This is a genomic window from Amycolatopsis sp. 505 (assembly GCF_031625235.1).
Taxonomy (GTDB): domain Bacteria; phylum Actinomycetota; class Actinomycetes; order Mycobacteriales; family Pseudonocardiaceae; genus Amycolatopsis.
The window spans coordinates 386,698-411,023 of record NZ_JACKQP010000005.1 but is presented as its reverse complement, the minus strand read 5'-3'; the positions used below and the strand labels follow the sequence as shown (position 1 = coordinate 411,023).

The window sequence follows — 24,326 nt, the reverse complement described above, 5'->3', positions numbered from 1 at the left end:
CAGCTGCTCACCGAAGGCGCACCTGAAGTTCGCCCGAGCCGCTGGCGACGTCCGCTTCGACCTGGTCGCCTCGGGCAGTGGAGAGCAGCCGGTAGGGCACCGGACGGCCGCCGAAAGAGACGCCGGTGACCGTTCTCCCCGGCGGCAGGACGGCGCCGACCGTGATCGCGGCGGTTCCGGTCCAGGAGAACCAGGTGGTCAGGCTCGCCCCGGTGGTCGTCGCCCGGACGGCGAGGGAGCCGGTGCCGAGCCGGAGGTCCGAACCGGAGATGCGGTTCTGCCCCTGCGGGATCTGGGGAACGACCGCGATGCGGCCGTGGGGCAGGTCGGGGTCGACGCCGAGTTGCTGGTGCACGACCGGCCAGAGCACGCCGTAGGTCCCCCACGCCTGCAGCACCATCGAGCGGTCGGTGAAGGGCCGGTCGATGTTCGCCGCGAAGTCGGGCGACGGAGCCACTTCCGGCATCGCCCCCGGCTTCTCCCAGATCGCCGGATCGAGCTGGATCCGGGTGTTCGCGGTGGTGTAGCGCTGCTGCTGGGTGCGGCCGAGCCGGCCGTGGTTGCCTTCGGCCACGGCCATGATCGCCGTGTTCAGCGAGTACACGGCCCGCTCGGCCGGCACCGCGGTGACAACCTGGTCGCAACTGGGGCCGGGGTTGCCGCCGGGAGCGCTGGTCGGGCCCGTCCCGGTGTGGTAGAGGCCGAGGTCGCCGCTGTAGCAGGCCTGTTCCCGGCGTCGCAGGGTTTCCTGCGCGTGGCGCCGGGATGCCAGTTCCCGCGCGCCCGGCACGGCGGCTTCGAGCGGGGTCAGGCCGATCCAGTGCCGCTGGAAGACGGGCGTGTTGTCCTCTCCCAGCGAGTCGCCGTAGCCGGCGGCGTCGTCGCCCGCCCACCAGGTGGCGTCGAACCGGCCGCGCAGATCGTCGAACCGGGCTCGGGCCCAGCGGGCGGTCGCGTGGTCCCCACGGCTCTCGGCCATGTCGGCGAGGTCGGCGAGGCCGCGGAGGTAGTAGACGGCGTTGTCGAGCTTTTCCGCGCCCATGCCGGGACGCTCGACGTTGCCCAGCCCCTCGGGCCAGCCGTCGTGGTCGGCGTCGAGGTTCGTGGCGATGTACTTCAGCGCGCGGGCGGAGAGGTCGTAGAAGTCGTCGAGGACCCGGTTGTCCCCGGTCCACCGCCACAGCAACGCCACCACGCTCGGGAACTTCGCGGTCTCGTCGGTGTTGCCCGGGTCGCCGTTGGCGCCGAAGTACACGTCACCGGTGGAAACGACCTCGTGCACGATCTTTCCGCTGCGCTGGTTGACCAGGTCGCTGACGTCGCGCAGGGCACGCAGGTGGTCGCGGACCAGGTCGAAGCGGCCGGCCGCCACGGCCGCGAAGGCGCTGTACTCCCCGTCGGTGCCGAACAGCCACGGGTAGTCGGGAAACCCGGCACCGATCCACCGGGCGGACGATACGGTACCGGCCGCTGGCGGGTAGCTCGTTCCCGCCGACACCGGCCGGACCTGCAGGTTCCGGGCCTGCTGCACCGAATCCGCGAGGTTGCTTTTGCTCCACCGGACAGCGGCCTGGAGCGCGCGGTCACCCGGCAGATCCACCTGGGTCGGCGCGACGGCGGCACGTCGTCCGGCGAGCTTGCCCGCCCAGGCGGCGGCCGGGCCGGCCAGCGCCGTCTGGACAGAACGAGTCGCTTCGGTCACGTTCGTCGTCGAGCCGGCCACCGCGAACCACAGCGTTTCCGTGCGGCGGGCCGAGACGTCGACCCGGTAGTCGAGGGCACCCCCGGCGCCCTTGCCGGCATCGCTGTCATCGCAGCGAGGCGGAGCCGTCCCGGTCGGCGGGCACAGCACGGGCGGGTCCTGCGGACCTCGGTGCGTGCCCGTCGTGGCGGTCGCCACCGGTCGCCGGCTGCCGGCGACGACCGCGCTGTAGTCGTGCGGGCGCGCTCCCGGCGACGTCCCGGTCTCGCGGAAAGTCAGAGCCGTTCCGTCGGTGCTCACGGTGTCGGGCAAGTCGACGGCGGCCGAGGACGGCGTGGTCGACGTCCACGGGTAGGCCGGCAACAGCTCCGAGTGAGCGTCGACCCGCAGATCGACCGTGCGGCTCACCGGGCTGCGCAGGCTGAGCGCGATGAGGGTGGTGGCGGATCCGTCCGGCACGAACTGGACGCGCTCGGCTGTCAGGCCGCCCGTGGTCTGGTAGCGGAAGCGTTCGTAGCCGTCGCCGCTGGTGTAGCCGACGGCGGTGGTACCGCTGCCCAGCCACTGGTCCCCCACCCGGAACCAGAGGCCGTCGAGCAGTTTGATCGGCGGCGCCCAGAACCCGCCCATTTCCCCGCGGATGTGGAACCCGGCGGCCGGGTACTGCCCCGACGCGTCGCCCAGCACGTACGCCCCCGGACCGGTGATCAGCGAACGCCGGTCGGCCAGGCGGGTGCTGGTGGTCAGTTCGCTCGCCCCGGAACCCGCGACCAGCGCGGGGTCGAGAGGGCTCTTCCCATCGTGTGTCCCCGCCACCGCGGCGGCGGGGACACCGGTCAGGCCGAGCGGGATGAGTACGGCGAGCACCCCGAATCGCGTGCGCAACACGGATACCTCCAAAAGTCGCGTCCGGCGCGGCACGGTGACGACGACACCGGCCGCCATCTGCGTGGCGAAGGGCTGGTCGAAGCTGCACGCGCCGTAACAGCATGAGGCGTAGAAGCGACTGCTGCACCGCGGTGCCCCGATCGGCGAAGTCTCCGGCCAGAAGCCGTCCCACGTGTAGTTGTGGCGGTAGGGCGCTCGCGTCACCGTGCCACCCGCCTCGGTGGCCACCAGGATCCGGGTGATCGTGTCCGTGTTGTACGGGTGGCCGGTGTTCTTCTCGGCCTGGGCGTAGGCGACCGTGAGGTCGTACGGCCCGGGGCCGCTGGTTCGCGGGATCGTCAGCGTCCCGCCGTTGCCGAGATAGCCGACGTACGAGCCCCCCAGACGCCCAGGCGCCGGTCGCCGTCGCCGCGCCGCCCGCGAACTGCCCCGATCCGGCCTCGACGTGGACCGCGTTCCGGAGCGCGCCGGTGCCGTGGTCCACCGTGCCGCCCGAGCGGCGGGCGTCGGCGAGCGGGTACTCCGCCCGTTCCGGGCCGGTCGTCTCGGTCAGGTCGGTCGAGCGTGACGTCCGGCGAGCCGCCGAGGAAACCGCTCGGATCGCTGGTGCGCACGGAGACGTGGTGCCGGCCCGCGGCCAGCGCGAGCGGGGTGTCCAGCCGGCCGACGAAGGTGTTGGTGCCGTAGAACACGCCCAGCCGGTACGTCCCGGCACGCGGGACGTCGACGTCCACCGTGTCGCGGGACGCGGGCGTGTTCATCGACCCGAGTCCGTGCGGATGTCGATGCTGCAAGGGTAAGCGTGTGCGGTTGTTCCTGCACCACTCTTCAAGAAGCTGCGTCGGCGGACGTCGTAGCTGGGGCGGACGGAAACTCGGACTGCCCGTCAAGAAATCGAATTGGTCACCCATTGTTCACCTGATCCGGGCTCTAATACCCCCCATGCGGGTGACTCCATTGGGATGGCGAATCAGCACTGTTCGCTCGTCATTTCACTCGTTGAGGGCACGCGAGCCACGTCCTCGCGATGGCACAATTATCAATGCTGTCGATCGCGCGATCCTTAGGGGGTGACACCATAGCGAGAAACCGGAAGGCCATGTACTGGATCACCGCCGCAGGCGTATTCCGTATCCCAGTTCGGCCGGGATCCGCGCGAGAACCGGTGGGGAAATGAGAATGGAACAGCCGATCACCCTCGACATCCACGCCTCCGACGTGCACGCCGAGGGTGCCCGCCTGCGAGAACGGGGGCCGGTCACCCGGATCGAACTGCCCGGTGGCGTTCCAGCCTGGGCCGCCACCGGGAACGACGTCCTCCGTCGGCTGCTGGCCGACCCCCGGGTGTCCAAGGACGCGTTCCAGCACTGGCCCGCGTTCACCAACGGCCAAATCGCCGACGACTGGCCGCTGCGGATCTGGGTGTCGATCCGGAACATGTTCACCGCCTACGGTGCCGACCACCGCCGGCTGCGTTCCCTGACGGCCGCCGCCTTCACGGTCCGCCGCACCGAGGCGCTCCGTTCGAAAGTCGAAGAAATCACCCGGGACCTGCTCGACGCCATCGAGGCGGATTCCCGTGACGCGTCCGTCGACCTGCGGGCGCGGTACGCCTACCCGCTGCCGATCGAGGTCATCTGCCGGCTGTTCGGCGTCCCGGGCGACAAACAGGCCGGAATCCGCGAAGTAGTGGACGGCTTCTTCGACAGCGCGATCACCGCCGAACAGGCCCAGGCGAACGTGGCGGCGGCATACGCCCTGTTCACCGAACTGATCTCGCAGAAGCGCGCGGCGCCCGCCGACGACCTGACCAGCGCCCTGATCGCCGCGCGCGACGACCGGGACGGCGCGCTGACCGAAACCGAGCTCGTCGACACGCTGATGCTGATGATGACCGCCGGCCACGAGACCACGGTGAACCTGCTCGACCACGCCATCACCGCGCTGCTGACCCACCCTGATCAGCTCGCCCTGGTCCGGTCCGGGCGAGCGTCCTGGACCGCCGTGGTGGAGGAGACGCTGCGCTGGCAGGCGCCGATCCCGTACACGCCGCTGCGGTACGCGGTCGAGGACATCGAGGTGGACGACACGGTGATCCGCCGCGGCGACGCGATCCTGGTCGGATTCGGCGCCGCCGGGCGCGACCCCGCCCAGCACGGCGACACCGCCGACGAGTTCGACATCACCCGCGCGGCCGCACCACACCTCACCTTCGGCTACGGCGTGCACCACTGCCCCGGCGCGCCGCTGGCCCGGCTCGAAGCCGAGGTGGCGCTCCCGGCGCTGTTCGACCGCTTTCCGGACCTGACCCTCGCCGTGCCGCCGGAGAAACTGACCACCCTGCCCACGTTCCTGTCCAACGGGCACACCAGCCTGCCCGTCCACCTCCGGACCGCACCTCGCTGACACCGAAACCGTGAACACGGACGCCTGACACCGATCACCGGGACCACGCAGTGATCGGCTGGCACTACGAGCACCTCGCCGACCAGACAGCAGTCTGCCCTTCGATGCTCATCCCTGACCTGGTTCGCACACCGGAACACGACCTCAGTGTCCACCAGCACCTACATCACCGACTCCGATGCACTGAGCCGCTAACGCGAACCCGCGACCCGGTTGCGAACCTGGGTCTGATCACCGTCGGCGACACAGCGGAACAACTGCGGCTGGGCGCACCACTTCCCGCTGGCCCCTGTCTCCGGGACCATCGTGACCTACGCCGCTCTCTGCCAGTTCCGCTTGCACCGCGGCACTGTCGCAGTAAGGTGCACGCCGGGCACGTTCTGTCATTTTCGGCAGAACCTGGAGTAGGGGAATCAGTATGTACACCGTCGTGGCGCCATCATGACCGCACCACACCGCGACCTGCGGCTTCTACAGCAGCAAGCCGCCGAAATCGACGCGCAGCTGGCGGCCGGACGCCACACCGCGCACTCAGCCGACCAGCTGATCACCGCGACCGTGACCGGCCAGGAAAGCTCCTCGACCTGCGTATCGACGACCGTGCCCTGCACGGCGCTCACGTCCAGAAGCTCGGGTTGAGCATCGTCGAAGCCGTCCGCGCCGCCCGCACCGCGGCCCATGCGTCGGCGCTGCCACACCTGAACGACCTTTTCGGCAAACAACCGCCGCCGTCGCCCACCACCACGCCGGCCGACGACGAGAGCTTCGAGGAACTCGACTTCCTCACCGACGACAAGCCCGAGGCCGGAGGTGGTCGCTGGTGAACAGCGAAGAGCGGCTTTACCACCTCGCGAAGGAAATCGACGCCCGCGTCGCCGCCGTCGAGCATGCTGCGAAGACCGGGGAAAGCTTGCCGCTGGTCCTCGACATCGGCGCCAACCTCGGCACGGTCGCCGTCGACGGCCTGGGCGGTCTCGTCTCGGTCGACCTCGACCAGAACGCGGTCGCCGCGCAGACCGGCGCCAGCCTCGCCGGGCACGTGCTGCGCGCGATCACCAACGCCGAATCCGCGACCGCGACCCGGCGCAAGAACATGCTCGACGATGCGGCACGGGAGACCCGATGAGCAGCGGCAACTTCAACCCGTACGGCAACGCCGCAGCCGGTTCGAGCTTCGAGGTCTACCCCGAGGCCCTGCGCAAAGCCACCGACGACATCTGCGCCGCCCGCGACAAGGTCGCAACGTTCGCCCTGTTCGGGCAAGCCTTCGAAACCTTGGGCAAGTTGCGCGGGCAGGCCATCGCCTTCGTCCAAGGCAATACCGAATTCCCGGACATGCCCCCGATGCCGGGCAACTCCGGCATCGACGACCAACGGCAATGGCGGGTCGACCCGTCGGCGGCACCGGCATGAGGGCACCCGCGATCGCGTGCGCGACACTCCTGTCGGTCAGCCTGCTCGCCGGCTGCGGACCGTCCGCACCGGAACGAGTGCTCTCCCAGCCACCAGCACCGGCACAGACCGGCGCTCCCCTGCCGCTCGACCGCGTCGACACCCCCGTCGACCTGGCGAAGTTCGACGCCGACCCGTGCAGCCTGCTAACCAAGGAGCAAGCCGCAGCCGTGGTGTCCGACCCGCCGGACGGGCTAAGGGGTCAGTTCAGAATGAGTCGGCGTGTCGTCTTGCGTGACCTGCCGGGGTTTCCAGAATCTTTGGTATGCGTGAGGAGGTTCTGACCGATCAGCTGCGGGAGCGGCTCGAGCCGCTGCTTCCGGTGCATCCGCGGCGGTTCCGCTATCCCGGTCGCAAGCGTGCCGATGACCGTGCCGCACTGGAAGGCATCCTGTACGTGATCCGCACCGGCATCGGCTGGAACCGCCTGCCCACGGCGCTGTTCGGCGCGTCCGGGGCCACCTGCTGGCGGCGGCTGACCGAATGGCACGAGGCCGGTGTCTGGCAGCAGTTGCACGAACGCCTGCTCGCCGAGCTGCGTGCGGCTGGGCTGCTGGACCTGTCGGCCGCGCTGGTCGACTCCACCCACCTGCGTGCTCTCAAAGGGGGGACCACACCGGGCCCAGCCCGGTCGACCGCCGCAAACCCGGCTCCAAGCATCACCTGATCACCGACGCCACCGGCATCCCGCTCGCGGTCACGCTGACCGGCGGACACCGCAACGACGTCACCCAACTGATCCCGCTGCTCGACGCCATCCCACCGATCCGCGGCACGGTCGGCAAACCCCGGCGCCGGCCACGCCGGCTCTACGCCGACCGCGGCTACGACCACGACAAGTACCGCCGCCTCGTCAGCGCCCGCGGCATCACCCCGCTCATCGCCCGCCGCGGCGTCGAACACGGCTCAGGCCTCGGCACCATCCGCTGGCCGGTCGAACGCACCTTCGCCTGGCTCAAGAACTTCCGACGCCTGCGCATCCGCACCGAACGACGAGCCGACGTCCACCAAGCCATCCTCAGCCTGGCCTGCTCCCTGATCTGCCTCCGCAAACTCATTCTGAACTGACTTCTAAAGCCGTTCAGGCGCACGAGCCTCCCGGCGTTCGGGGTGCTCCTGGCCGAACCCAGCCGGCGCTCTGCTGGTGGCGTTGAAGCCGGTCCAGGCCCGAAAACGCTCACCGAGCTCTCGACGTCCCCGTTGAAGCGCAGCGGCGAACTGGAGCCGTGTACGGAAACGTCGATCCGCGGTCTCCCCGCAGTCGTCTACCACCAGTTGGGGTCGACCACGGATGGCTTCACGACCTGTTCCACCCTGACAACCGCGACCGAACCGCAGCAGCCCTATTGGGATCGGACGGCAGCCCGGCCAGCGGCGGGCCGCTGGAGGCGGCGCGAAACCGGCCGGCAGACGCGGAGGCGCGGCTTCAGCGCTACCAAGCGGCGATTACGGCCGGGGTCGAGCCCGAAGCACTCGTCGACCCGCTGCGCCGGACCTGCGGCTATCGGTGTGGTTCGACGAACCCGCCTTCCCGTCCACCCAGCTGATCAAGGTGCACGCCAGGGTCACCGACGTCGAGACGGCGACCGCGGTAGCCGGCCCCGGCACCGAGGTGACTAGGGCCGGTACACGGCGTCCTTCCCGTACAGCGGCTTGGTGAAGCTCGAGATGTAGGTGTGCGAGTCGGCGGCGCCGAGGTTGTAGGTCAGGTACACGCCGTAGCCTTCGTTCACGGTTCGCTGGGCGAGACTGGCGGCGGTGCTGGTGGAGGTCGCCGCGATCTGGACCGCCGCGGGGGAAAGCCCGGATTTGGGGAGGGCGATGTTCGGTACGCCCCAGGTGCCGTAGTACGGATTCCAGGCGTAGTTGAACTTCGAGGTGATGTCGGTGCCGCCGTAGGACAACCGCGATGCGGCCGGGCCGATGTTGTACAGCGAGATCAGCTTGGTGGGCATCGCCGCCCGCAGGGCCGTGACGAGGTGGACGAACGAGCTGGCGTTGGGCTGGCCGGTACCGTTGTTGCCGTACTCGGCGTATTCGTCGTCGAAGTCGATGCCGTCGAGCCCGTACTTGGCCACGGCGTCGGACAGCTGCTTGGCGAAGGCCGCGGCCGCCTGCTGGGACGGGAAGTTGGCGAACCCGGCGCCCTGATGGTTGCCGAGGATCGACAACATGACCTTGATGCCCTTGGCCTGCAGCGGGCGGACCTGGGTGCTCACGTTGTCGAGGACGCGCTGCACGTTCGGGTTGAAGTACAGGTACGCCGACTTCGTCGCGGTGTCGTAGTTGATGTTGGCGGCGAAGATGACGCCGATGTCGAACACGTTGCCGCCGTCCTGGGCGAGGGCGTACTTGCCCACGTTCAGCATGCTGTTGTTGTTCACCTCGACGTAGGCCACGGTGATCGGCCCGCTCTTGCGCGACGCGGCGGACGTGCTCGCCGCGCTCGTGCCTGTCGTCATGGCCGCCAGGAGGGCGGCGCCTGCCAGCAACGCGGTGATCCGGCCGAGTTTGACCACGATAGCTCAACTCCTGACGAGTGGTTTGAACCACTGTCCATGTATGGGCTTTTCCGGCTCCTTGTCAAGAGAAGTGATCAAGCAACGCGATCGGCACCTCGATCGGCCCACGCCGTTCGTCGCATCGACCCACGGCACTTCTCGAATTCAGGCGAGTTTCCTCGGGGCCGCCGGTGTCGTCGGGTTGCTCACGCTGACTGCCGCTGCGCAAGCGGCGAAGGTGCCCCTCTGCGTGGTCACCGACCAGCGCCCTGACCGAACTGGCCCATGACGCCTACCTGAGCGCGAAGACCCACCGGTTGCTCGCCAACGAGTCGTCAGGCACCGGATCCAGACCGGCGCCGAACTCCGCCGAGAATGCGAACGGCGTGCGCACCGACGTCGCCCAGCCGCGGGCTCGCAGCGCCCCCGCGGAGTCCGGGCGGGGTTCGGCGTCGAACAGCGCTGTCAGGTCCACCCCGATCTGCTCGCGCGCCGCGCGGTAGACCGGTCCCGAGCGGACCGCCGGCGTCTCGTGCCAGAACTTGGCCTCGAACGCGCACGCGCTACCCGGCGCAGCCCACCCGTCGACCGTCTCGACGAGCCGGCGCTCGGCGTCCGCGGGCAGGTAGAGGAACAGTCCCTCCGCCAGCCACACGGACGGGCGATCCGGATCGAACCCCGCCTCGCGCAGCGGTCCCGCCCAGTCGCCGCCCAGGTCCACCGCCACGGTCACCCGGGCCGCCTCCGCCCTCGCCCCCGCGTCGTCGAGGACGTCCTGCTTGAACGCCAGCACGCCGGGCCGGTCCAGCTCGAAGACCCGGCACCCGGGCGGCCAGCCGAGCCGGAAAGCCCGCGTGTCCAGCCCGGCTCCCAGCAACACCACCTGCCGAGCTCCGTCGCGGGTGACGCCGAGCAGGAAATCGTCCAGCACCCGGGTGCGCAGACCGAAGTACCGGCCCAGCCGCCCCCACAGCGGGTTCGCCGGCCCGCCGGGTACGTCGCTCCAGCGCACCGGCCACCGGCCCGAAGGCGCCGCAGCGCGCACGAAATACCGCGCCAACCCGTCGTGCGCCAGCGAATCGGGGCGAGTCGCCTCGATCGCCCGTGCTGCGGCGACCATCAGCGCGGTCCGGCCGACTCCGTGGTCGAGGTCTGCGGTGGTGCCCACTCGTCCTCCTCCTCGGGGAACCTCGTCCAGCTCGCCGGCTGGTCGTGCGTGGCGGTCCGGGCGCCGTAGACGACCTCCATGAACCGCACCGCCTCCTCGTCGCCGCGGTGCAGCGCCGTCGTGCAGTCGGTCAGGATCGTGAGGTGGAAACCCAGCTGGAACGCGGTTCTCGCCGTCGAATCCACGCACACGTCGGCGTAGACACCCGCGAACACGAGGTGACCGATCCCCCGGTGACGCAGGTACCCGCCGAAGCCGTCGACGAGGAACGCGTCGAAGCACGCGCGTTTGGTGAAAACGCGTTCGCCCACCGCCGGCGCCACCCGGTGGAACTCCGCACCCCAGCTGCCTTCCCGGCACTTCGGCCGCTTGCCGAGGAGCCGGTCGCGGCGCCGCCAGCTCGGCCGCTGGAACTCGACGTCCCCGGCGAACCGCACGAAGACGACCTCGACGCCGGCCTCCCGCGCGAGGTCGATCGCGCGCGCCGCGTTCGCCGCGAGCCGCTCCAGCTTCGCCGGGTCACCGTGCCGGGCCGTCGCGACCGGACCGGTGCAGAAGTCGTTCTGCAGGTCCACCACGACCAGCCCCGACCTCACGTCCCGGCCACCGGGAGCTGATCGGTGGCCGGCCGCAGCTCCGCCAAGACCGCCGCGACGACCTCGTCCGTCGCATGCGTGCCACCGGTGTCCGGGGTGCCCACGCCCCGGCTCCGGGCCGCTCGCAGGGCGTCTTCGAGCGCCGCGATCGCACCCGGGCAGCCCGCGTGGCGCTCCGCGATCGCCGCCGCGGCCCGCAAGGTCGCGGTCGGGTTGACCCGGCCCGTGCCGGCCAGGTCGTCGGCCGACCCGTGCACGGTCTGGTACTCGACCAGGCCGGCCACCTCCGGGTGCAGGTGCACGTTCTCAGTGCACCGGTCCTCCTGCCGCGCCCCGCCGAACCGGTCGAGCAGCACCACGTGCATGACGTCGCCCCACTCGTTGCCCGCCACGACCAGCGTCCGCCCGGTCAAGCCGTGTTCGATCAGGTTCCGGTTCACGGTGTCCGGCTGGCACAGCTCGACGCGGACGCCGTGGCGGTGCGCGATCTCCGCCACCCACGCCCCGAACGCGCCGTCGAGCAGGTGGAACTTGTACGCCAGGACGATCCGGTCCGGCCCGGCGCCCGGCCACTGCGCCCGGGCCCGGCGCAGCGCGAACACGATGACCTTCTCGGTGAGCTCACGGGTGAAGATCGTCGTGCGGGTCACCGTTCCGGGCCCGTGCCGGTTCTCGCCGGTGTAGAAGCCCTGCACCTGGTCGCGGACCATCAGCAGCGACGGCGTCACCGCATCGACCTTGACCGCCTGCAGCCGCTCGCGGACCAGGTACAGCGACTGCGCGTTCATCGCCGTGCGGAAGACCGCGGTGACGCCCGCCCGGGCCTGTTCGCGGCAGAACCGTTCGTAGTGCGCCGCGTCGGCACGGGTGATACGGCGGATCTCCTCGGCGCCACCTTCCTCCGCCAGCGAGAAATAGGAATGGTAGGTGCGAGCCGAGCGGGTGATTCGGATTTCCGCCGAGAACAGGTCGCCGATCCGGTCCAGTGCGGCGGCGAAAACGTCGGCCAGTTCCGGTCCGGTTCCGCGGCCGACCGCCAGTCCGACGGTCGCTCGCACCCGAGGGTTTCCCATTCAGCGGGCCGCGTTCGCGACCAAGTGATCGCCCGCGATCCCGACCTTCGCCGGGTCGTAGTAGTCCTTGATCCCTTCGGCCCACACCTCGACCCCGATGCGGTCTTCGCCGTCCGGCCCGAACGCGTCGAAGAGCGCGTCGATGTTGGGCCGGCCGAACCCGATGGCCGTCATCAGGGCGGTGAACACCGGACGTTCGATCTTCCCGTCGCCGTCGGGATCCCCAAGGGCCGCCAGGGATTCCGCGAAGTCGGCGACCGTGCCGCCGAACCGCTCCGGCGACAGCACACAGGTTGTGAACTCCTCGTAGCTCACCCGGCCGTCCCGGTTCCGGTCCAGTTCGCGTTCCAGGGTCCGCCAATAGTGCACGAAGGCGCTTTCCATCGCCTGTTTCGCGGCCGCACCGGATCCCTCGGCCGCGCGCACCACATTCGCCGCCATCGCCGAGAAGTCACGCTCCTCCAGGTAGCCGTTACGGTCCACGTCGAACAGCGAGAAAATGATCTTCACCCGATCTTCGGCCGTCACACTCATCGAACGATCGCCTTCCCGTCGAATTGCCCCCTTGATCAATCCTGCCCGAGAAAGGCGTGCTCCGGAATCATCGTCAACCCAAGGTGGGACGGCATCCCGTCCAGCCGGTTCCGGAAGTAAAGCAACGCAGGGCAGGCCCTGGGACAAACGGGGAGCGACTGCCACCGCCGGGTCAGCCAGCACGAGATTCGCGCACTGACCGTGACGGCTTGCCGAAGCCACGCCGCACCCGCACGGGCCGGACGTCCGCTTCGCCTACGGCCTTGCGTTCGAGCGCGCTCGAAGCCTTAACGTCGCCGGCATGACGACACAGACCTGGATCATCACCGGCGCGACCCGCGGCCTCGGGCGCGCCCTGGCGGAATCGGCGCTCGCGGCGGGTGACAACGTGGTGACCGCCGTGCGCCGGCCCGAAAGCATGTCCGCCCTGGAGGCCGAGTACCCGAAACGCTGCCTGGTCGTGAAGTTCGACGCCCGCGACACGACCGCGGCCGCGGACCTCGTGAAGGACACCATCGACCACTTCGGGCAGCTGGACGTCCTGGTCAACAACGCCGGCCGGGCGGTGGTCGGCGCCGTCGAAGAAATCAGCGACGCGCAGCTGCGGGAGCTGATGGACCTGCACCTGTTCGGCCCGGCCGCGCTGGTCCGCGCGGCGCTGCCAGCCATGCGCGAGCGCGGGACCGGGACGATCGTGCAGATGAGCAGCCAGGGCGGGCGGCAGTCCTTCCCCGGGGTGTCGGCGTATTCGGCGTCGAAGTTCGCCCTCGAAGGCTGGTCGGAGTCCCTGGCCGGCGAGGTCGCCGGGTTCGGGATCCGGGTGCTGCTCGTGGAGCCGAGCCGGTTCCGCACCGGGTTCAACGAGGCCGACGTCCTGGAGTTCGCCGAGCCGTCCGAGACCTACCGAGACGTGCTCGCCCGGGTGCGCGCGGACATGGCCGGTGCCGACGGCCGCCAGGAAGGCGACCCGGTGCGGGCCGCGGACATTCTCGTGTCCCTCGTGCACGGCGACGACGTGCCACTGCGGCTGCCGCTGGGCAGCGAGGCCGTCGAGCGGCTCACCCGGGCCTACCGGCGCGACCTCGAAGGCGTCGAGCGGTGGGCCGAAACCGCCCGCAGCGCCGATTTCGCCGACGTCCCGCCCTCTTCGCGGCCGATCTAGGCTGGACGGCATGGCCACGGACGAACTGCTGACCAGGGCGCTGGCGATGCTGGGCGAAGACGACGTGTCGGTCGAGGCGATCCACCGGCTGACCGACGTGGGCGGGATGACCGAGCCGATGACGATCGCCGAGGTCGCCGACATGCTCGACATCTCGCCGCACACCCTCCGCTACTACGAACGCGCCGGGCTCGTCGAGGTCGGCCGCGACAGCAGCGGATACCGCGTCTACGACGAAGAAGCGGTGCGGCGCCTGGTGTTCCTGACCCGGATGCGGCTGTCCGGGATGCCGATGCGCGACCTGCAGCACTACATCGAGCTCGTCGACGCCGGGGCGGACACCGTGCCCGAGCGGCTCGACATGCTCGTCGAGCACCGCGACACGATCCGGCGGCGCATCCGCGAACTGACGCTGTCGCTCGCCGCGACCGAATACAAGATCGCCACGTACGGCGGCTCGACCGGCCCGGAGGTGACAGTCACGTCACCGGGTTCGGAGCGAACCTAGCGGCGATCAGTCCGTCCACTCGATGTGGTGCTGCGTGAGCCACGCCGCGGTGTTGCGCGGGCCGCTCTTGAGCCATCGGGAGATCGCGATGTCCCGGATGAGCCGCTTGACGAGCCCCGGCGTGGCCGTGCCGCCCATCTTCGCGCTGGTCGCCACCAGGCGCTCGACCCGCTCCCGGCGCTGCTGTTCGTAGGCACGGAACGCCGCCGCCGGCTCACGGAGGTCACGCAGGCACTTGGCCAGGACCACGGCGTCCTCCATCGCCATCGACGCCCCGTGGCCGGCGTTCGGCGCCGCAGCGTGGGCGGCGTCGCCGATGACGATCATCGGACCGGCGTGCCACCGCGGCGTCGAGGCGATGTCGTAGCCGTTGTTCGCCCGGATCTGCTCCGACGCCTCGACGATCGCCGCCGCCGGTGACCGGTCCCGGCGCAGCAGCGCCGTCGCCTGCCGCTTCCACTCCTCCAGCGACGTCGCCGCCAGCTCAGCCTTGGACAGCTCCGGGCGCGGGATGTTCACGAACCACCACGTTTCGCCGTCCGGCGCGGTCGTGTAGGCGAAGAAGACGCGCTTGCCGTAGATCATCCGGTACACGCCGGGCATCGGCTCGACCGGCGCTTGCCGGGCGTAGCCGCACAACACGACCGTTCCGGTGTAGCGCGGCCGCGGCGCGTGCGGGTCGATGATTTCGCGGGTGGCCGAGTGGACGCCGTCGGCGCCGATCAGCAGGTCGCCTTCGCGGCGGGAGCCGTCCTCGAAGAACGCCGCGATGCCGTGCTCGGCGTAGATGTCCACGTCGCCGAGCCGTTCACCGTGCTCCATCGTGATCCCGCGGCGGGTGGCTTCCTCGTGCAAGACCCGGTACAGCTCGGACCGCTTGATCATGTGCGGCCCGTACGCGCCGGCCGTACCGCTGCCGATGGGTGCCTCGCCGAGCTTCTTGCCCGAGCCGCTCCAGAACAACGCGTGATCGGCGGGGAACGACGCCTGCAGCACCGGCTTGTCGGCGTCGATGGCGTGCAGGGCGTCGAAGCCGTTGTTCATGATCGTCATGAAGGCGCCGACGTCGTCCGCACCCGGCTCCTGGGCCTCGTAGACGACGGAAGTGATGCCCGCCTTCTGTAGGGCCATGGCCGTGACCGGTCCGGCGATGCCTCCGCCGATGATCAACGCCTTGGTCATCTCGCTTCCCTCGTCTCCCGGACCCGCGCCGGCCGCGTGGGCGGCACTCGACGACCCGGGGATAGTAGCGGCGATGCACGCCTCGCCGGGCGAAAGACCCGGCCTCGGGTCAGCGGTCACCTCGTCGCCGCGCCACGGCGAGCAGGGTCAGGCCGGCCCCGAGCAGGACCAGCAGCGCGGCCGCCTGGGCGGGCAGCCCGGCGACGCCGGTTCCGGGGAGGCCGCCGGTCGTCGGCGGGCTGCCGGGCGAGCCGGGAGACGGCGAGCCGGCCGCAGTGCTCGACGCGGTCGTCGGCGTCACGGTGGCACCGGTCGTCGTCGCCGAGGTCGATGCCGAAGCCGAGGTCGAGGTCGAGGTCGAGGTCGAGGTCGGCGTGGAGGTCGGCGTGGAGGACGTGGTTCGCGTGGTCGTTTTCGAACTGGTCGGGGTGGTCGTCGGCGGCCGGGGCTCGCAGTGTGCCTCGGCTTCGCCGAGCCGCAACGACGTCAACGGCCCGTCGTACACCGGCTTGCCGTCGTTGTCCTTCAGCGACGCGGTGACGTCGATGTCCAGCCAGGCCCGGGCGTAGCCCTGGCGGCTCTGCGCGGACGGGTCCTGCATCGGTGTCACCACGACCGTCAGCGTGCTCTTGCCGATCTCACGGGCGCCCAGCTGGGCTCCGGTCACGCTCAGCCCGTTCCGGCCCGGCCGCACGGTGTGCCCGAGCACCTCGATCGTGCCGCCGTTCGTGCGGTTGTACGCCAGCGCCCACGGGCCCACCGGCGGCGGTACGCATTCGGCGTAGGAGTCGAGCGAAGCCACCTTGAGGAACGGCTTCCGCCCGAGCTTCACCTCCAGCGCCGTCAGCTGCGCCTGCGCCCAGTTCCTGGCCGGGTCGGCGACGGTCCGGGCCTGCTTGGTGGCGACGCCGATCCTGCGCAGAACCCCGTCGGGGTCGCTGAAGTCCCCGTTGTCGGTCTGTCCGGGACCGGAGGACTCCGCGACGCCGTACCGGCCGGTGTAGGCCTCGAGACCGAGCGCCTCGACCGGCGAAGTCGTCAAGCGGACGAGCACCGCGGAGGCGGGCGCGGAAGTCCGCGCAACCGGGACGACCGCCGGCTCGGCTACCGCGAGCACCGCAACGCCGGCGGAGAGAACCGAGCCGGTCAGAACGTGGGCGAGGCGAAACGAAGGCACGGGGTCAACGAAACACAGGTGACCACGCCCGGCGAGCGGGATCGCTGGTTCGGGCTTGGTGATCAACCGAAGGAGTGAGACCGCCGCTCGAACCAGAAGGCAGGCGCTCCCGCCGTGCCGGGTCCGCCCGATCTCGTCGTCGGCGGCGGACACCCACCACCGACGCCGTCACCCGCGCCGTACTGCAGGCCGCGCACCTGCACGAAGCGAGAGCCGGGACTGATCGGGCAGGCCAAGGGCATCATCATGGCCCGCCGCGGCGTCGACGTCGGCGACGCGCCCCACCGAAATCGACTTCCCGACCCGCTGAACAACGGCCCACCGCAGGCCCCACTGGGCTGCTCGCCCAGCCGGGTCGACCCGCTTGACCGCGCTACATTGTGTTCGTGAGCTCCGTCCACCCTCGGGAACTGGCCGGCCTGGACCTGTACGCGGTCTGGGTTTCCGCGGCGGAACTGACGGACCGGTTCGACCCGTTCCGGTTCGAGCACCGGATGGCGGCCTACCGGCAGCTCATCGCGGCCACGAACGCGGGCGGCCTGTTCGGCGCCGACAACCGGCACAATCCCTTGTGGGCCTGGACGTTCCAGCTCCAGTGGCAGTGCCGCACCGGGCGGCTGGGCGCCACCACGCACGCTGACGGGACGATCGAGCCGGACTCGCCGTGGGCCTACGGCAACTACACGCTGAGCGTGCTCCCGTGGCTGGGCGCGCAAGGGGCCGGCGTGGTCGCTCCGCTCGAAATCGCCGACGCCCCCGGCCCGGCCCGGTTCGGGTACGTGCGGGGCGGCGTGGTGCCGGACGAGCTGGCACCCAGCGTCGAGCAGTGGCGGCGCTACTTCGCGATGGTGCAGCAAACCCGGGCCACGACCGACTTCGAGCCGCTCCGGATCGCGCTGTGGAAGGCGCACAAGACCTGTCTCGACGTCGTGGTCACGAAGATCGCGGGCATCGACCCGGCTCCGTATGCGCCGCTCGAACTGACGTTCCTGCGTGGCTGGTGCCGGATGGTCGACTACCTCGGGGCGGCCGCCTGGCGGACCGACTTCGGCTTCATGACCGAGCACGGCCTGGACGTGTTGCCGGAAATACTGCTCGAGCAGCGTTCCGACCTGCGCACCCTGCCGGACAGCGTCCGACGCAACGTCACCAACGTCATCCGCCTGGCCACCGCTTCACCCGGCCGCCACGCGCTGAACCTGTGGCTGTGGCGGCGGATCATGCGCACCAGGGCCGCCCGGGACGAGGTACTGACCCTGCTCGACGCGGTCTTCGATCCCCGGCGGGACAACGCCGCGGCCCGCCGGCGGACGATCGGCCACCTCCTGCGTCCGTGACGACGCCGGGACTGACGAGCCGACTTCCGGAAGTGGCCGAAAAGGCAGAATTGCCCGTCGCCGGTTGACGACGCCTCCCGTCGGACACCAGGATCCCGCCGATGAAGCTCGAAGCCGGTCGCAGCGGCCGAACGAGGAGAAAGTCCCTGCCCGGCCGGGCAATCGTCCCGCTGGTGGCACCGATGGTCCTGCTCGCGGCGGCGTGCGGCCCGGTTCGCGTGGCCGGGTCGGCGAGCCCGGCCACGACCAGCCCGGACGCCCCGACGTCGAGCGGCACCGCCCCGACGTCGGCGGCGCAACCCGCTTCCGGCGCCGAGACGCCCGGCGCCGCCGTCGAGCGCTGGGTCACCCAGATCCTGCAGGAGCAGTACGTCGAGGCGTGCCTGTCCAGTGCTCCCGCACTCCCCGCCGGTCAGGACGCCCAGTCCTTGTGTGCCGAGCCCGCGGCTTCGGCGAGCGCGAAGTCATTGCGTTCGGCTTGGGCGAAACCGGGCGTCACCCTGCCTCCCGAGGGGAAGGTCGAGGTCGCCGCCGTGGCGGCGAAGGGCGACAAGGTCACCGTGCCGGACACGGCGGTCAAGCTCGACGGCCGTACGTTGCGCAGTCTCGAACTCATCGGCGCCACCGGCGAAACCGGCTCGTTCGCCCTCAGCTTCCGCGTGGAGAAGCACGCCGGATCCTGGTACGTCACGGGTTTCGACCTCAAGGCGTGACAACCGTCCTCGGTGGACTGTGGCCGTCTTCTACGGCTACGGCAGTCCATTGCCCGGGCGGCCAACCCGGCGTAGAGTTCATGATGCGGACACGTTGTCTCACCATTCGAGAAATGGGGTTGGCCATGGCAGGGAAGGACGTGTACACCCACGGCCACGCCGAGGTCGTCGTCGCGAGCCACGCACCGCGGCCAGTTCGGCGGCCTACCTCCTGCCCTTGCTCCGCCCGGGGCTGGACCTGCTCGACGTCGGCTGCGGTCCGGGCAGCATCACCGCCGACCTCGCCGAAGCCGTCGCACCCGGGCGGGTGCGCGGAGTCGAAATCACCGAAGCCCCGCTCCCCGCCGCCCGGGCGAACGCCGCTCGGCGCGGGGTGTCCGTCGAGTTCGCCGTCGACGACGCGTACTCGCTCTCCGATCCCGACGACAGCTACGACGTCACCCACGCCCACCAGGTGCTCCAGCACCTGTCCGACCCCGTCGCCGCCCTCCGCGAACTGCGGCGCGTGACACGCCCCGGTGGAGTCGTCGCCGCGCGCGACGCCGACTACGGCGCGTTCAGCTGGTGGCCCGAGGACTCGCGCCTCGACGACTGGCAGGACCTGTACCGGGCGGTGGCCCGCGGCAACGACGCCGAGCCCGACGCCGGCCGGCGGTTGCTCGCGTGGGCCCACGAAGCCGGGTTGACCGAGGTCACACCGTCCGCTTCGGTCTGGTGCTACGCAACCCCGGAGGAACGCTCGACGTGGGGTGACATGTGGGCCGAGCGGATCCACTCGTCCGTCGGCAAGATGGCCCTCGAACGCGGACTGGCCACCCAGGCCGATCTCGACGCCATCGCCCAGGCGTGGCTGACCTGGGCGGACCACCCCGACGGCTGGCTGCTGATCCCCCACGGAGAAGTGCTCGCCCGCGCCTGACTGTGGAACCCCGGGCGCCGGCTGCGAGCGCCACGCTCGCTTGCGTCGGCGCACCGTGGCCGATGAACTGTACGGCGACCAGCGCGAGCACGACGAGTGCGCCGAAGCCGAGCAGCGCCGAAGCCACCCGGAAACCGAACCACGCCCATTCGAGCCGCCGTCGGTGCCGGTTGTGGACGACCTCCGCGTCGTGACGCTGTTGAAGCCGCGTCTCGACGAGCTTCAGCACCCGGTCCGCGCTGTCGGGCTGCTCCTTGTACAGGTCGCGTACGTGCTCGAGGACTCGCATGCCCAGCCATTCGTCGACCAGCGAAGCACCAGGCGTGGTCTGCTCCGTCATGATCGGTCACCACCCTGCCGCGCGACGGTGTCATGCTCCGAAAGGACCGTCATGAGAGCCTCTAACGTGTCTCGGGTCGCGCTGGTGACATCGCGGCAAGCGCCGACGACGAGGTCGTCTCCGGGCACGGGCTCGAACGGCGGCGGTGGCAGAACGCCGAAGAATCGACCGAATGCTTCCACCACGCGACGGGCCTTACCCCGCTGAGGCGCCGGCAGCGTATTGACACGAGCCCGCGCTCGCAACGCTTTCTCGAGTTCTTCGCGAGCCGAGTTCCCAAGGGGGCTCGGCGGTCTTGCCGGGAGCGCGTCGATCAACCTCCGGACTTTCTCGAGAACTCGATCCCGGGTTGGCCCGACGCTCCCGACGGGCATATCGACGGCCTTCGCGATCTCGGCGTAGCTCATGCCGCCAGGCAAAATCAGCTGGAGCAGCCGGCGCTCCCCGCTGGACAACCGGGTGAAGGCCCGGTCGATCTGGGCGTACCGAGAAGCGGCGAGCTCCGGTTCGTACCGGGTCTCGGACCATGCTCTTCCAGTCCGCACCTCCCGCGCCGCGACGCGGGCGACCCAGCTCAGCAGCTCACCTACATCGTGGATCCGGTCCAAGTTTCGCGCCATGCGCAAGTACACCTGCTCCGCGATCAGGTCGGCGGCTGCCTTGCCGACCTCCGCGGACCGCAGCACTGCCCACAGCAACGGTGCGGTCCGGTCGACGAGCTCGTCCCAGGCGGCCTCGTCACCGGCGCGCGCGGCGACCAGAGCGGCGGCGACCCGGTCCTGACCGCTCTGCTCCCACCACGGAGGAGGTGACACGGACGTCCGCCCCGGCTCGTTCATACCTGTCACTGTCGTGGTTGGCCGCCCGTCGGGCTAGAGCCGGACCGGTGACGTAGGGAGCCAAGTTCCTGCGGATCACCAGCCTTCCGCACCCGGCCTGGCGCGGTGGCCGTCCGCACGATGAGCAGCACCCTCCTTTGTGGACCTTTCGGCAACGCCTTCAGCGGGCGTGTAGCGCCAGAAGGGCCGCACCAACAGGGCAGCGGCCAGGACGAGCGCCCCGCACACCACCGCAGTCCCGGACCACGCCACCGCCAGCGGCAGCGCCGACGCCATCAGCCCGGCGCGAAGGTCACCAAGGCGGGGACCTCCCGCCACCACGACCGTGTACACGCCCTGCAGGCGGCCGCGCATCCGGTCGGGGACGGCGGTCTGCAGGATCGTCTGCCGGTACACCGCGCTGACGAGGTCGGCCGCGCCCGCGATGACGAGCAGGGTCACCGCGAGCCAGAGGCTCGGGGCGAGGCCGGCCAAGGCGACGGCCCCCGCCCAGGCCACGACCGCCGCGGTGAGGGCGGCGCCTTGGCGCCGCACCCGGCCGATCCAGCCGCTGAGCAGCCCGGCGAGGACCGAGCCGGCCGCGATCGAGGAGTACAGCAGGCCGACTCCGCCGTGCCACCGCGTCTCGGCGGCTTGGGGAAACAAAGCCGTCGGCATGGCCAGCACCATCGCGGCGATGTCCACCAGGAACGACATCAGCAGGACCCGGCGGCCCGCGAGGAAGCGCAGGCCGTCGAGGACCGACCGCAGCCCGGGGCGGCCGATCGGGTCCGCCGCGGGCAACGGCGGGAGCCGGAAGGTGGCGTAGAGCGCCGCGGTGAACAGCACCGCGTCGGCGCCGTAGGCGTAGCAGAACCCGTCCGGGAGCCCGAGGAGGACTCCCGCGAGAAGGGGGCCCAGCACCTGGCCGACCGTCGAGACGGTGAACGTGAGCGAGTTGGCTGCGGGCACCACCTCCGGCGGGACGAGGGCGGGCGTGATGGCGCCGCGCACGGCGGAGGAGACGGCGAAGCCGCCGGACTGGACGGCGACGAGCCCGAGGATCAGCGGCACCGACCGGACCCCGGCCAGCGCCTGGGCGAACAGCGCCAGCGTGACCGTCCAGGTGAGCGCCGACGAGGCCAGGTACAGAAGCCGCCGGTCCACGGCGTCGGCGACCGCGCCGCCGTAGAGCCCGAACACGAGGATCGGGACGAGCCCGGCCAGCCCGGCGAGACCGACGTCGAACGAAGAGTGCGAGAGGTCGTAGATCTGCACCGGAACGGCGACTTCGGTGACCATCGTCCCGATGACCGCGGCACCCTGGCCGAGGAACGTCCGGCGGAACACGGGATGCGTCAGCGGCCGGGTGTCCATCGCGACGCGGCGCAGGCGGTTCTTCGACGGACTGGTCGTCATGCGCTCACCGTCGCAGGAGCCACCCGTGTCGCACTTCCGATAATCTGTCTTCTTGTGTCGGAAAACCGCCACCGGCACGCGGCCGGGCAGGTCATCGAGCGCCACCGCCACGACGAGCACCAGCTGGTGTACGTCCACCGGGGCGTGCTCGCGGTCCGCACCGACCACGGCACGTGGGTCGCCTCCGCCGACCGTGCCGTCTGGACGCCGGCCGGCACCTGGCACGAGCACCGCGTCTACGGCGATTCCGAGGTGCTCACCCTGATGTTCCCCACCGATGACGCGCCCTTGGACGGCACCGCGCCCACGGTCATCGGCGTCAGCGCGCTGCTGCGCGAACTGCTCGTCGCCACCACCGAACCCGGTCTCGGCACCGCCGAAGCCGCCCGGATCCACGCCGTGCTGCGCGACCGGCTCCGCCGGACCCACGGCCGGCCGCTGACCTTGCCCGAGGCCCGCGACCCCCGGCTGGCGCACGCGTGCCGGCTCGTCACCGACGACCTCAGCCGGCCTCGCACGACGGCGTGGCTGGCCCAGCGCACCGGCACCAGCGAGCGCACGCTGTCCCGGCTGTTCCGCGTCGAGTTCGGCACCACCTACCCCCAGTGGCGCACGACGACCCGCGTGTTCCACGCGATGATCCACCTCGCGGAGGGCGCCACCGTCACCCAGACCGCGCACCGGTGCGGCTGGGCCACCCCGAGCGCGTTCGTCGAAACGTTCACCCGGACCATGGGCCGGACACCCGGCAGCTACCGAGCCCGGTGACCGGGTCCGCCGCTGACAGCCGGGGTGGCGCGAAGGCCCGCCGTGACGAACGCGATCAGCAGTTCGCGTTCGCCTCGGCCGGACAGGCCCGGGCCCGAGGACAGGGCGGCGAAGGCGAGGATCGTCCCCACCGCGAGGCGGACCCGCTGCGCCGCCTCCCCGGCAGGAACGAGGCCGCGATCCCGGAGTTCGGCGATCAGCCTGCCCACGCCCGCATCCTCGAGCACCCGGTCGAGCGGCCGCCGGTCCGCCGTCGAATCGGACACGACGGCCGACAGCACCCCCCGGACGGTGGCCGTCGGCTCGTCGCTGAGCGCTCCGAGGACGCGATCGACGCCGTCAGCCGCGAGGTCCGGCGGGCGGCCCGCCTGGCCGAAGCGGGACTCGCCACTTTCCCGGCACCACGCTGACCTGCCCACACGCCCGCCGACCGCGAGGAACGCGGCCGGACGATCAGGAGTGCCGCAGGATCGCCCCGAATCCCTCCTTCAGGTCGACCCGCTCGTCCATGACCGTCACCGACGCGCCCGACACGAGCGCCGTCCACGGTACGGCTTCGTCCGCCCGCTGCCGCCGTCCGTCCTCGACGCCGAACGCCGCCAACCCGTCGCGGTCCAGCGCGATTTCGCCGGCGTTGCGGCCGACCCAGACCTCGGCGTCGCCGGGGTCGCCGATCAACAGCGTGTCCACGTTGGCCTCGGCCAGCGCCCGGACGACCTCGGCCAGCCCGGTCACCGCGAGCCCGTCCTCCCGGCCCAGCCCGGTGCGGAAGCTCTCGGCCAGCTCGTCCAGCACCTTCAGCCGCTCACCGGCCAGCACGGTCCGGATCTCCTGCTCCAGGCCCTCCCGCGAGCCCCCCGCGGCCCGGCTCCCGGCGTCCACTTCGCGGGTGACGTCCTGGACCGCCGTCGGCAGCTTCGCGTGCAACGCCCGGCGCGCCTGCACCTCCCCCACCAGCAGCACCAGCCCCGGGTGCAGCGCCGCGACCCGCTCGGCGACGTGTCCGGCGACGTCCTCCAGGTTCTGGTCACGGGTTTCCTCGACGTTGGCCTGCATCCTGCGGTGCGCCATCCCGCCGCCGCGCACCTTGTGCAGCGGCCAGTCCTCCCCCGTCACCGTCTCGGTGGCGACCTCGCGGCCCTCGCCGTCGTGGGTCACCAGGTCCGCGCCCCGGTGGTCCACCGTCACCAGCAGGTACGGGATCGACGGCGAGCCGTGCGAGAAGAACGGCAGCAGGTACGGCAGCGGCGAGACGCGCTCGACCTGGGTGGCCGGCGCGTCCGCGAGCCGCCGGTCCACCACCACCCGGCCCCCGGCGGCGACGACACCGCGCCCGCTCCGGCCGACCGGGGGCTCGCTGTCGCGGATCGCCGTCACGACCGCCTCGGCCGTCGCGTCGCCGGCCCCCTGCTCGCCGAGCCGAGCGGCGATCTCCCGCAGCTTCAGCTCGAGCTGCCGCTCCGCGTCCTCGGTGTCGTGCGAATCTTCGAGGAACACCGACGCGAACGGCCCTTCCGCCGCCAGCACAGCTTTTACCTGGTCCTCGTCCACAGTGCTCTCCTCGATCGTCGAACCGGCCAAACCACCGCCTTACCCGCCGGGTTCGCGAACAAACGGCGACAGGACAAATAGGTGACCCACCCTGCCGACAGTGCAATTGTTG

25 protein-coding genes are annotated in these 24,326 nt (G+C 70.8%); 12 read left to right on the top strand and 13 right to left on the bottom strand.

From position 1 onward, the window contains the following. Positions 1-7: 7 nt before the first annotated feature. The gene (locus H5965_RS21165) at positions 8-2,794 is read right to left on the bottom strand and encodes a hypothetical protein (protein WP_310971770.1); all 2,787 of its coding nucleotides are present in this window, start codon (positions 2,792-2,794) and stop codon (positions 8-10) included. 134 nt (positions 2,795-2,928) lie between these two features. Beyond that, on the bottom strand, positions 2,929-3,351 hold the full coding sequence (locus tag H5965_RS21160) for a hypothetical protein (protein WP_310971769.1): 423 nt from the start codon (positions 3,349-3,351) through the stop codon (positions 2,929-2,931). Positions 3,352-3,769: 418 nt separating this feature from the next. On the opposite strand from H5965_RS21160, the gene H5965_RS21155 reads away from it, so the two are divergent. The 6 genes from H5965_RS21155 to H5965_RS21130 all read left to right on the top strand — a co-directional run bounded on the left by H5965_RS21155 (position 3,770) and on the right by H5965_RS21130 (position 7,516). After that, the gene (locus tag H5965_RS21155) at positions 3,770-4,996 is read left to right on the top strand and encodes a cytochrome P450 (protein WP_310971768.1); all 1,227 of its coding nucleotides are present in this window, start codon (positions 3,770-3,772) and stop codon (positions 4,994-4,996) included. 441 nt (positions 4,997-5,437) lie between these two features. Beyond that, positions 5,438-5,635: a hypothetical protein gene (locus tag H5965_RS21150; RefSeq protein ID WP_310971767.1), complete on the top strand. Its 198-nt coding sequence runs from the start codon at positions 5,438-5,440 to the stop codon at positions 5,633-5,635. Beyond that, entirely contained in the window at positions 5,632-5,820 is a 189-nt protein-coding gene (locus tag H5965_RS21145) for a hypothetical protein (RefSeq protein ID WP_310971766.1), read from the top strand. The genes H5965_RS21150 and H5965_RS21145 overlap by 4 nt, the downstream gene beginning before the upstream one ends. Continuing rightward, on the top strand, positions 5,817-6,122 hold the full coding sequence (locus tag H5965_RS21140) for a hypothetical protein (protein ID WP_310971765.1): 306 nt from the start codon (positions 5,817-5,819) through the stop codon (positions 6,120-6,122). Before H5965_RS21145 ends, H5965_RS21140 begins: the two co-directional genes overlap by 4 nt. After that, the gene (locus H5965_RS21135) at positions 6,119-6,409 is read left to right on the top strand and encodes a hypothetical protein (protein WP_310971764.1); all 291 of its coding nucleotides are present in this window, start codon (positions 6,119-6,121) and stop codon (positions 6,407-6,409) included. The genes H5965_RS21140 and H5965_RS21135 overlap by 4 nt, the downstream gene beginning before the upstream one ends. Before the next feature lie 304 nt (positions 6,410-6,713). Next, positions 6,714-7,516 (top strand): IS5 family transposase gene (locus H5965_RS21130; RefSeq protein ID WP_310971763.1). Its coding sequence is split into 2 segments (ribosomal slippage): positions 6,714-7,050 and positions 7,050-7,516, totalling 804 coding nucleotides; the frame shifts between segments, so codons are not numbered across the junction. 548 nt (positions 7,517-8,064) lie between these two features. On the opposite strand, the gene H5965_RS21125 is transcribed toward H5965_RS21130, so the two are convergent. From H5965_RS21125 to H5965_RS21105, 5 genes are all read right to left on the bottom strand, one after another. After that, positions 8,065-8,967 (bottom strand): endo-beta-N-acetylglucosaminidase H, encoded by a 903-nt coding sequence (locus tag H5965_RS21125; protein WP_310971762.1) that lies wholly within the window; start codon positions 8,965-8,967, stop codon positions 8,065-8,067. A 274-nt stretch (positions 8,968-9,241) separates the two neighbouring features. Then, positions 9,242-10,117 carry an SAM-dependent methyltransferase gene (locus H5965_RS21120; protein ID WP_310971761.1) on the bottom strand — a complete coding sequence of 292 codons (876 nt, stop codon included), beginning with the start codon at positions 10,115-10,117 and terminating at the stop codon, positions 9,242-9,244. Continuing rightward, on the bottom strand, positions 10,069-10,713 hold the full coding sequence (locus tag H5965_RS21115; RefSeq protein ID WP_310971760.1) for an isochorismatase family cysteine hydrolase: 645 nt from the start codon (positions 10,711-10,713) through the stop codon (positions 10,069-10,071). Before H5965_RS21115 ends, H5965_RS21120 begins: the two co-directional genes overlap by 49 nt. Further along, positions 10,710-11,771 (bottom strand): isocitrate/isopropylmalate family dehydrogenase, encoded by a 1,062-nt coding sequence (locus H5965_RS21110; protein ID WP_310971759.1) that lies wholly within the window; start codon positions 11,769-11,771, stop codon positions 10,710-10,712. The genes H5965_RS21115 and H5965_RS21110 overlap by 4 nt, the downstream gene beginning before the upstream one ends. Before the next feature lie 15 nt (positions 11,772-11,786). Then, entirely contained in the window at positions 11,787-12,542 is a 756-nt protein-coding gene (locus H5965_RS21105; protein ID WP_310971758.1) for an EF-hand domain-containing protein, read from the bottom strand. Between the two features lie 79 nt (positions 12,543-12,621). On the opposite strand from H5965_RS21105, the gene H5965_RS21100 reads away from it, so the two are divergent. Continuing rightward, entirely contained in the window at positions 12,622-13,482 is an 861-nt protein-coding gene (locus H5965_RS21100; protein WP_310971757.1) for an SDR family NAD(P)-dependent oxidoreductase, read from the top strand. 10 nt (positions 13,483-13,492) lie between these two features. Continuing rightward, entirely contained in the window at positions 13,493-13,990 is a 498-nt protein-coding gene (locus H5965_RS21095; RefSeq protein WP_310971756.1) for a MerR family transcriptional regulator, read from the top strand. A gap of 6 nt (positions 13,991-13,996) precedes the next feature. Here H5965_RS21095 and H5965_RS21090 read toward each other — a convergent pair whose 3' ends face one another. Then, positions 13,997-15,172, bottom strand: a complete 1,176-nt coding sequence (locus H5965_RS21090) for an NAD(P)/FAD-dependent oxidoreductase (RefSeq protein WP_310971755.1) — start codon at positions 15,170-15,172, stop codon at positions 13,997-13,999. Between the two features lie 109 nt (positions 15,173-15,281). Then, positions 15,282-16,349 carry a hypothetical protein gene (locus H5965_RS21085; RefSeq protein WP_310971754.1) on the bottom strand — a complete coding sequence of 356 codons (1,068 nt, stop codon included), beginning with the start codon at positions 16,347-16,349 and terminating at the stop codon, positions 15,282-15,284. 386 nt (positions 16,350-16,735) lie between these two features. On the opposite strand from H5965_RS21085, the gene H5965_RS21080 reads away from it, so the two are divergent. The 3 genes from H5965_RS21080 (at position 16,736) to H5965_RS21070 (ending at position 19,318) form a co-directional block, all read left to right on the top strand. After that, positions 16,736-17,686 carry a Leg1-related protein gene (locus H5965_RS21080; RefSeq protein WP_310971753.1) on the top strand — a complete coding sequence of 317 codons (951 nt, stop codon included), beginning with the start codon at positions 16,736-16,738 and terminating at the stop codon, positions 17,684-17,686. 173 nt (positions 17,687-17,859) lie between these two features. Then, positions 17,860-18,399, top strand: coding sequence for a hypothetical protein (locus H5965_RS21075; RefSeq protein ID WP_310971752.1), 540 nt, complete (start codon positions 17,860-17,862; stop codon positions 18,397-18,399). A gap of 217 nt (positions 18,400-18,616) precedes the next feature. Then, positions 18,617-19,318: a methyltransferase domain-containing protein gene (locus tag H5965_RS21070; protein WP_310971751.1), complete on the top strand. Its 702-nt coding sequence runs from the start codon at positions 18,617-18,619 to the stop codon at positions 19,316-19,318. A 336-nt stretch (positions 19,319-19,654) separates the two neighbouring features. On the opposite strand, the gene H5965_RS21065 is transcribed toward H5965_RS21070, so the two are convergent. After that, positions 19,655-20,497, bottom strand: a complete 843-nt coding sequence (locus H5965_RS21065; protein ID WP_310971750.1) for a sigma-70 family RNA polymerase sigma factor — start codon at positions 20,495-20,497, stop codon at positions 19,655-19,657. Positions 20,498-20,572: 75 nt separating this feature from the next. Next, positions 20,573-21,895, bottom strand: coding sequence for an MFS transporter (locus tag H5965_RS21060; RefSeq protein ID WP_310971749.1), 1,323 nt, complete (start codon positions 21,893-21,895; stop codon positions 20,573-20,575). 54 nt (positions 21,896-21,949) lie between these two features. Here H5965_RS21060 and H5965_RS21055 point away from each other — a divergent pair, with 54 nt between their 5' ends. Continuing rightward, a complete protein-coding gene (locus tag H5965_RS21055) occupies positions 21,950-22,663 on the top strand; it encodes a helix-turn-helix transcriptional regulator (RefSeq protein ID WP_310971748.1) in 714 nt (237 codons plus the stop codon). Here H5965_RS21055 and H5965_RS21050 read toward each other — a convergent pair. Both H5965_RS21050 and H5965_RS21045 read right to left on the bottom strand, forming a co-directional pair. Beyond that, a complete protein-coding gene (locus tag H5965_RS21050) occupies positions 22,648-23,082 on the bottom strand; it encodes a hypothetical protein (protein ID WP_310971747.1) in 435 nt (144 codons plus the stop codon). The two genes, H5965_RS21055 and H5965_RS21050, sit on opposite strands and share 16 nt — an antisense overlap. A gap of 34 nt (positions 23,083-23,116) precedes the next feature. Then, a complete protein-coding gene (locus H5965_RS21045) occupies positions 23,117-24,244 on the bottom strand; it encodes a Vms1/Ankzf1 family peptidyl-tRNA hydrolase (RefSeq protein ID WP_310971746.1) in 1,128 nt (375 codons plus the stop codon). Between the last annotated feature and the right edge of the window lie 82 nt (positions 24,245-24,326).

Excerpts from the sequence above, each read along its gene's own strand:
- H5965_RS21060 (WP_310971749.1), bottom strand. The coding sequence starts at position 21,895 with ATGACGACCAGTCCGTCGAAGAACCGCCTGCGCCGCGTCGCGATGGAC.
- H5965_RS21150 (WP_310971767.1), top strand. The coding sequence starts at position 5,438 with ATGACCGCACCACACCGCGACCTGCGGCTTCTACAGCAGCAAGCCGCC.
- H5965_RS21065 (WP_310971750.1), bottom strand. The coding sequence starts at position 20,497 with ATGAACGAGCCGGGGCGGACGTCCGTGTCACCTCCTCCGTGGTGGGAG.
- H5965_RS21100 (WP_310971757.1), top strand. The coding sequence starts at position 12,622 with ATGACGACACAGACCTGGATCATCACCGGCGCGACCCGCGGCCTCGGG.
- H5965_RS21090 (WP_310971755.1), bottom strand. The coding sequence starts at position 15,172 with ATGACCAAGGCGTTGATCATCGGCGGAGGCATCGCCGGACCGGTCACG.
- H5965_RS21160 (WP_310971769.1), bottom strand. The coding sequence starts at position 3,351 with ATGAACACGCCCGCGTCCCGCGACACGGTGGACGTCGACGTCCCGCGT.
- H5965_RS21155 (WP_310971768.1), top strand. The coding sequence starts at position 3,770 with ATGGAACAGCCGATCACCCTCGACATCCACGCCTCCGACGTGCACGCC.
- H5965_RS21135 (WP_310971764.1), top strand. The coding sequence starts at position 6,119 with ATGAGCAGCGGCAACTTCAACCCGTACGGCAACGCCGCAGCCGGTTCG.
- H5965_RS21095 (WP_310971756.1), top strand. The coding sequence starts at position 13,493 with ATGGCCACGGACGAACTGCTGACCAGGGCGCTGGCGATGCTGGGCGAA.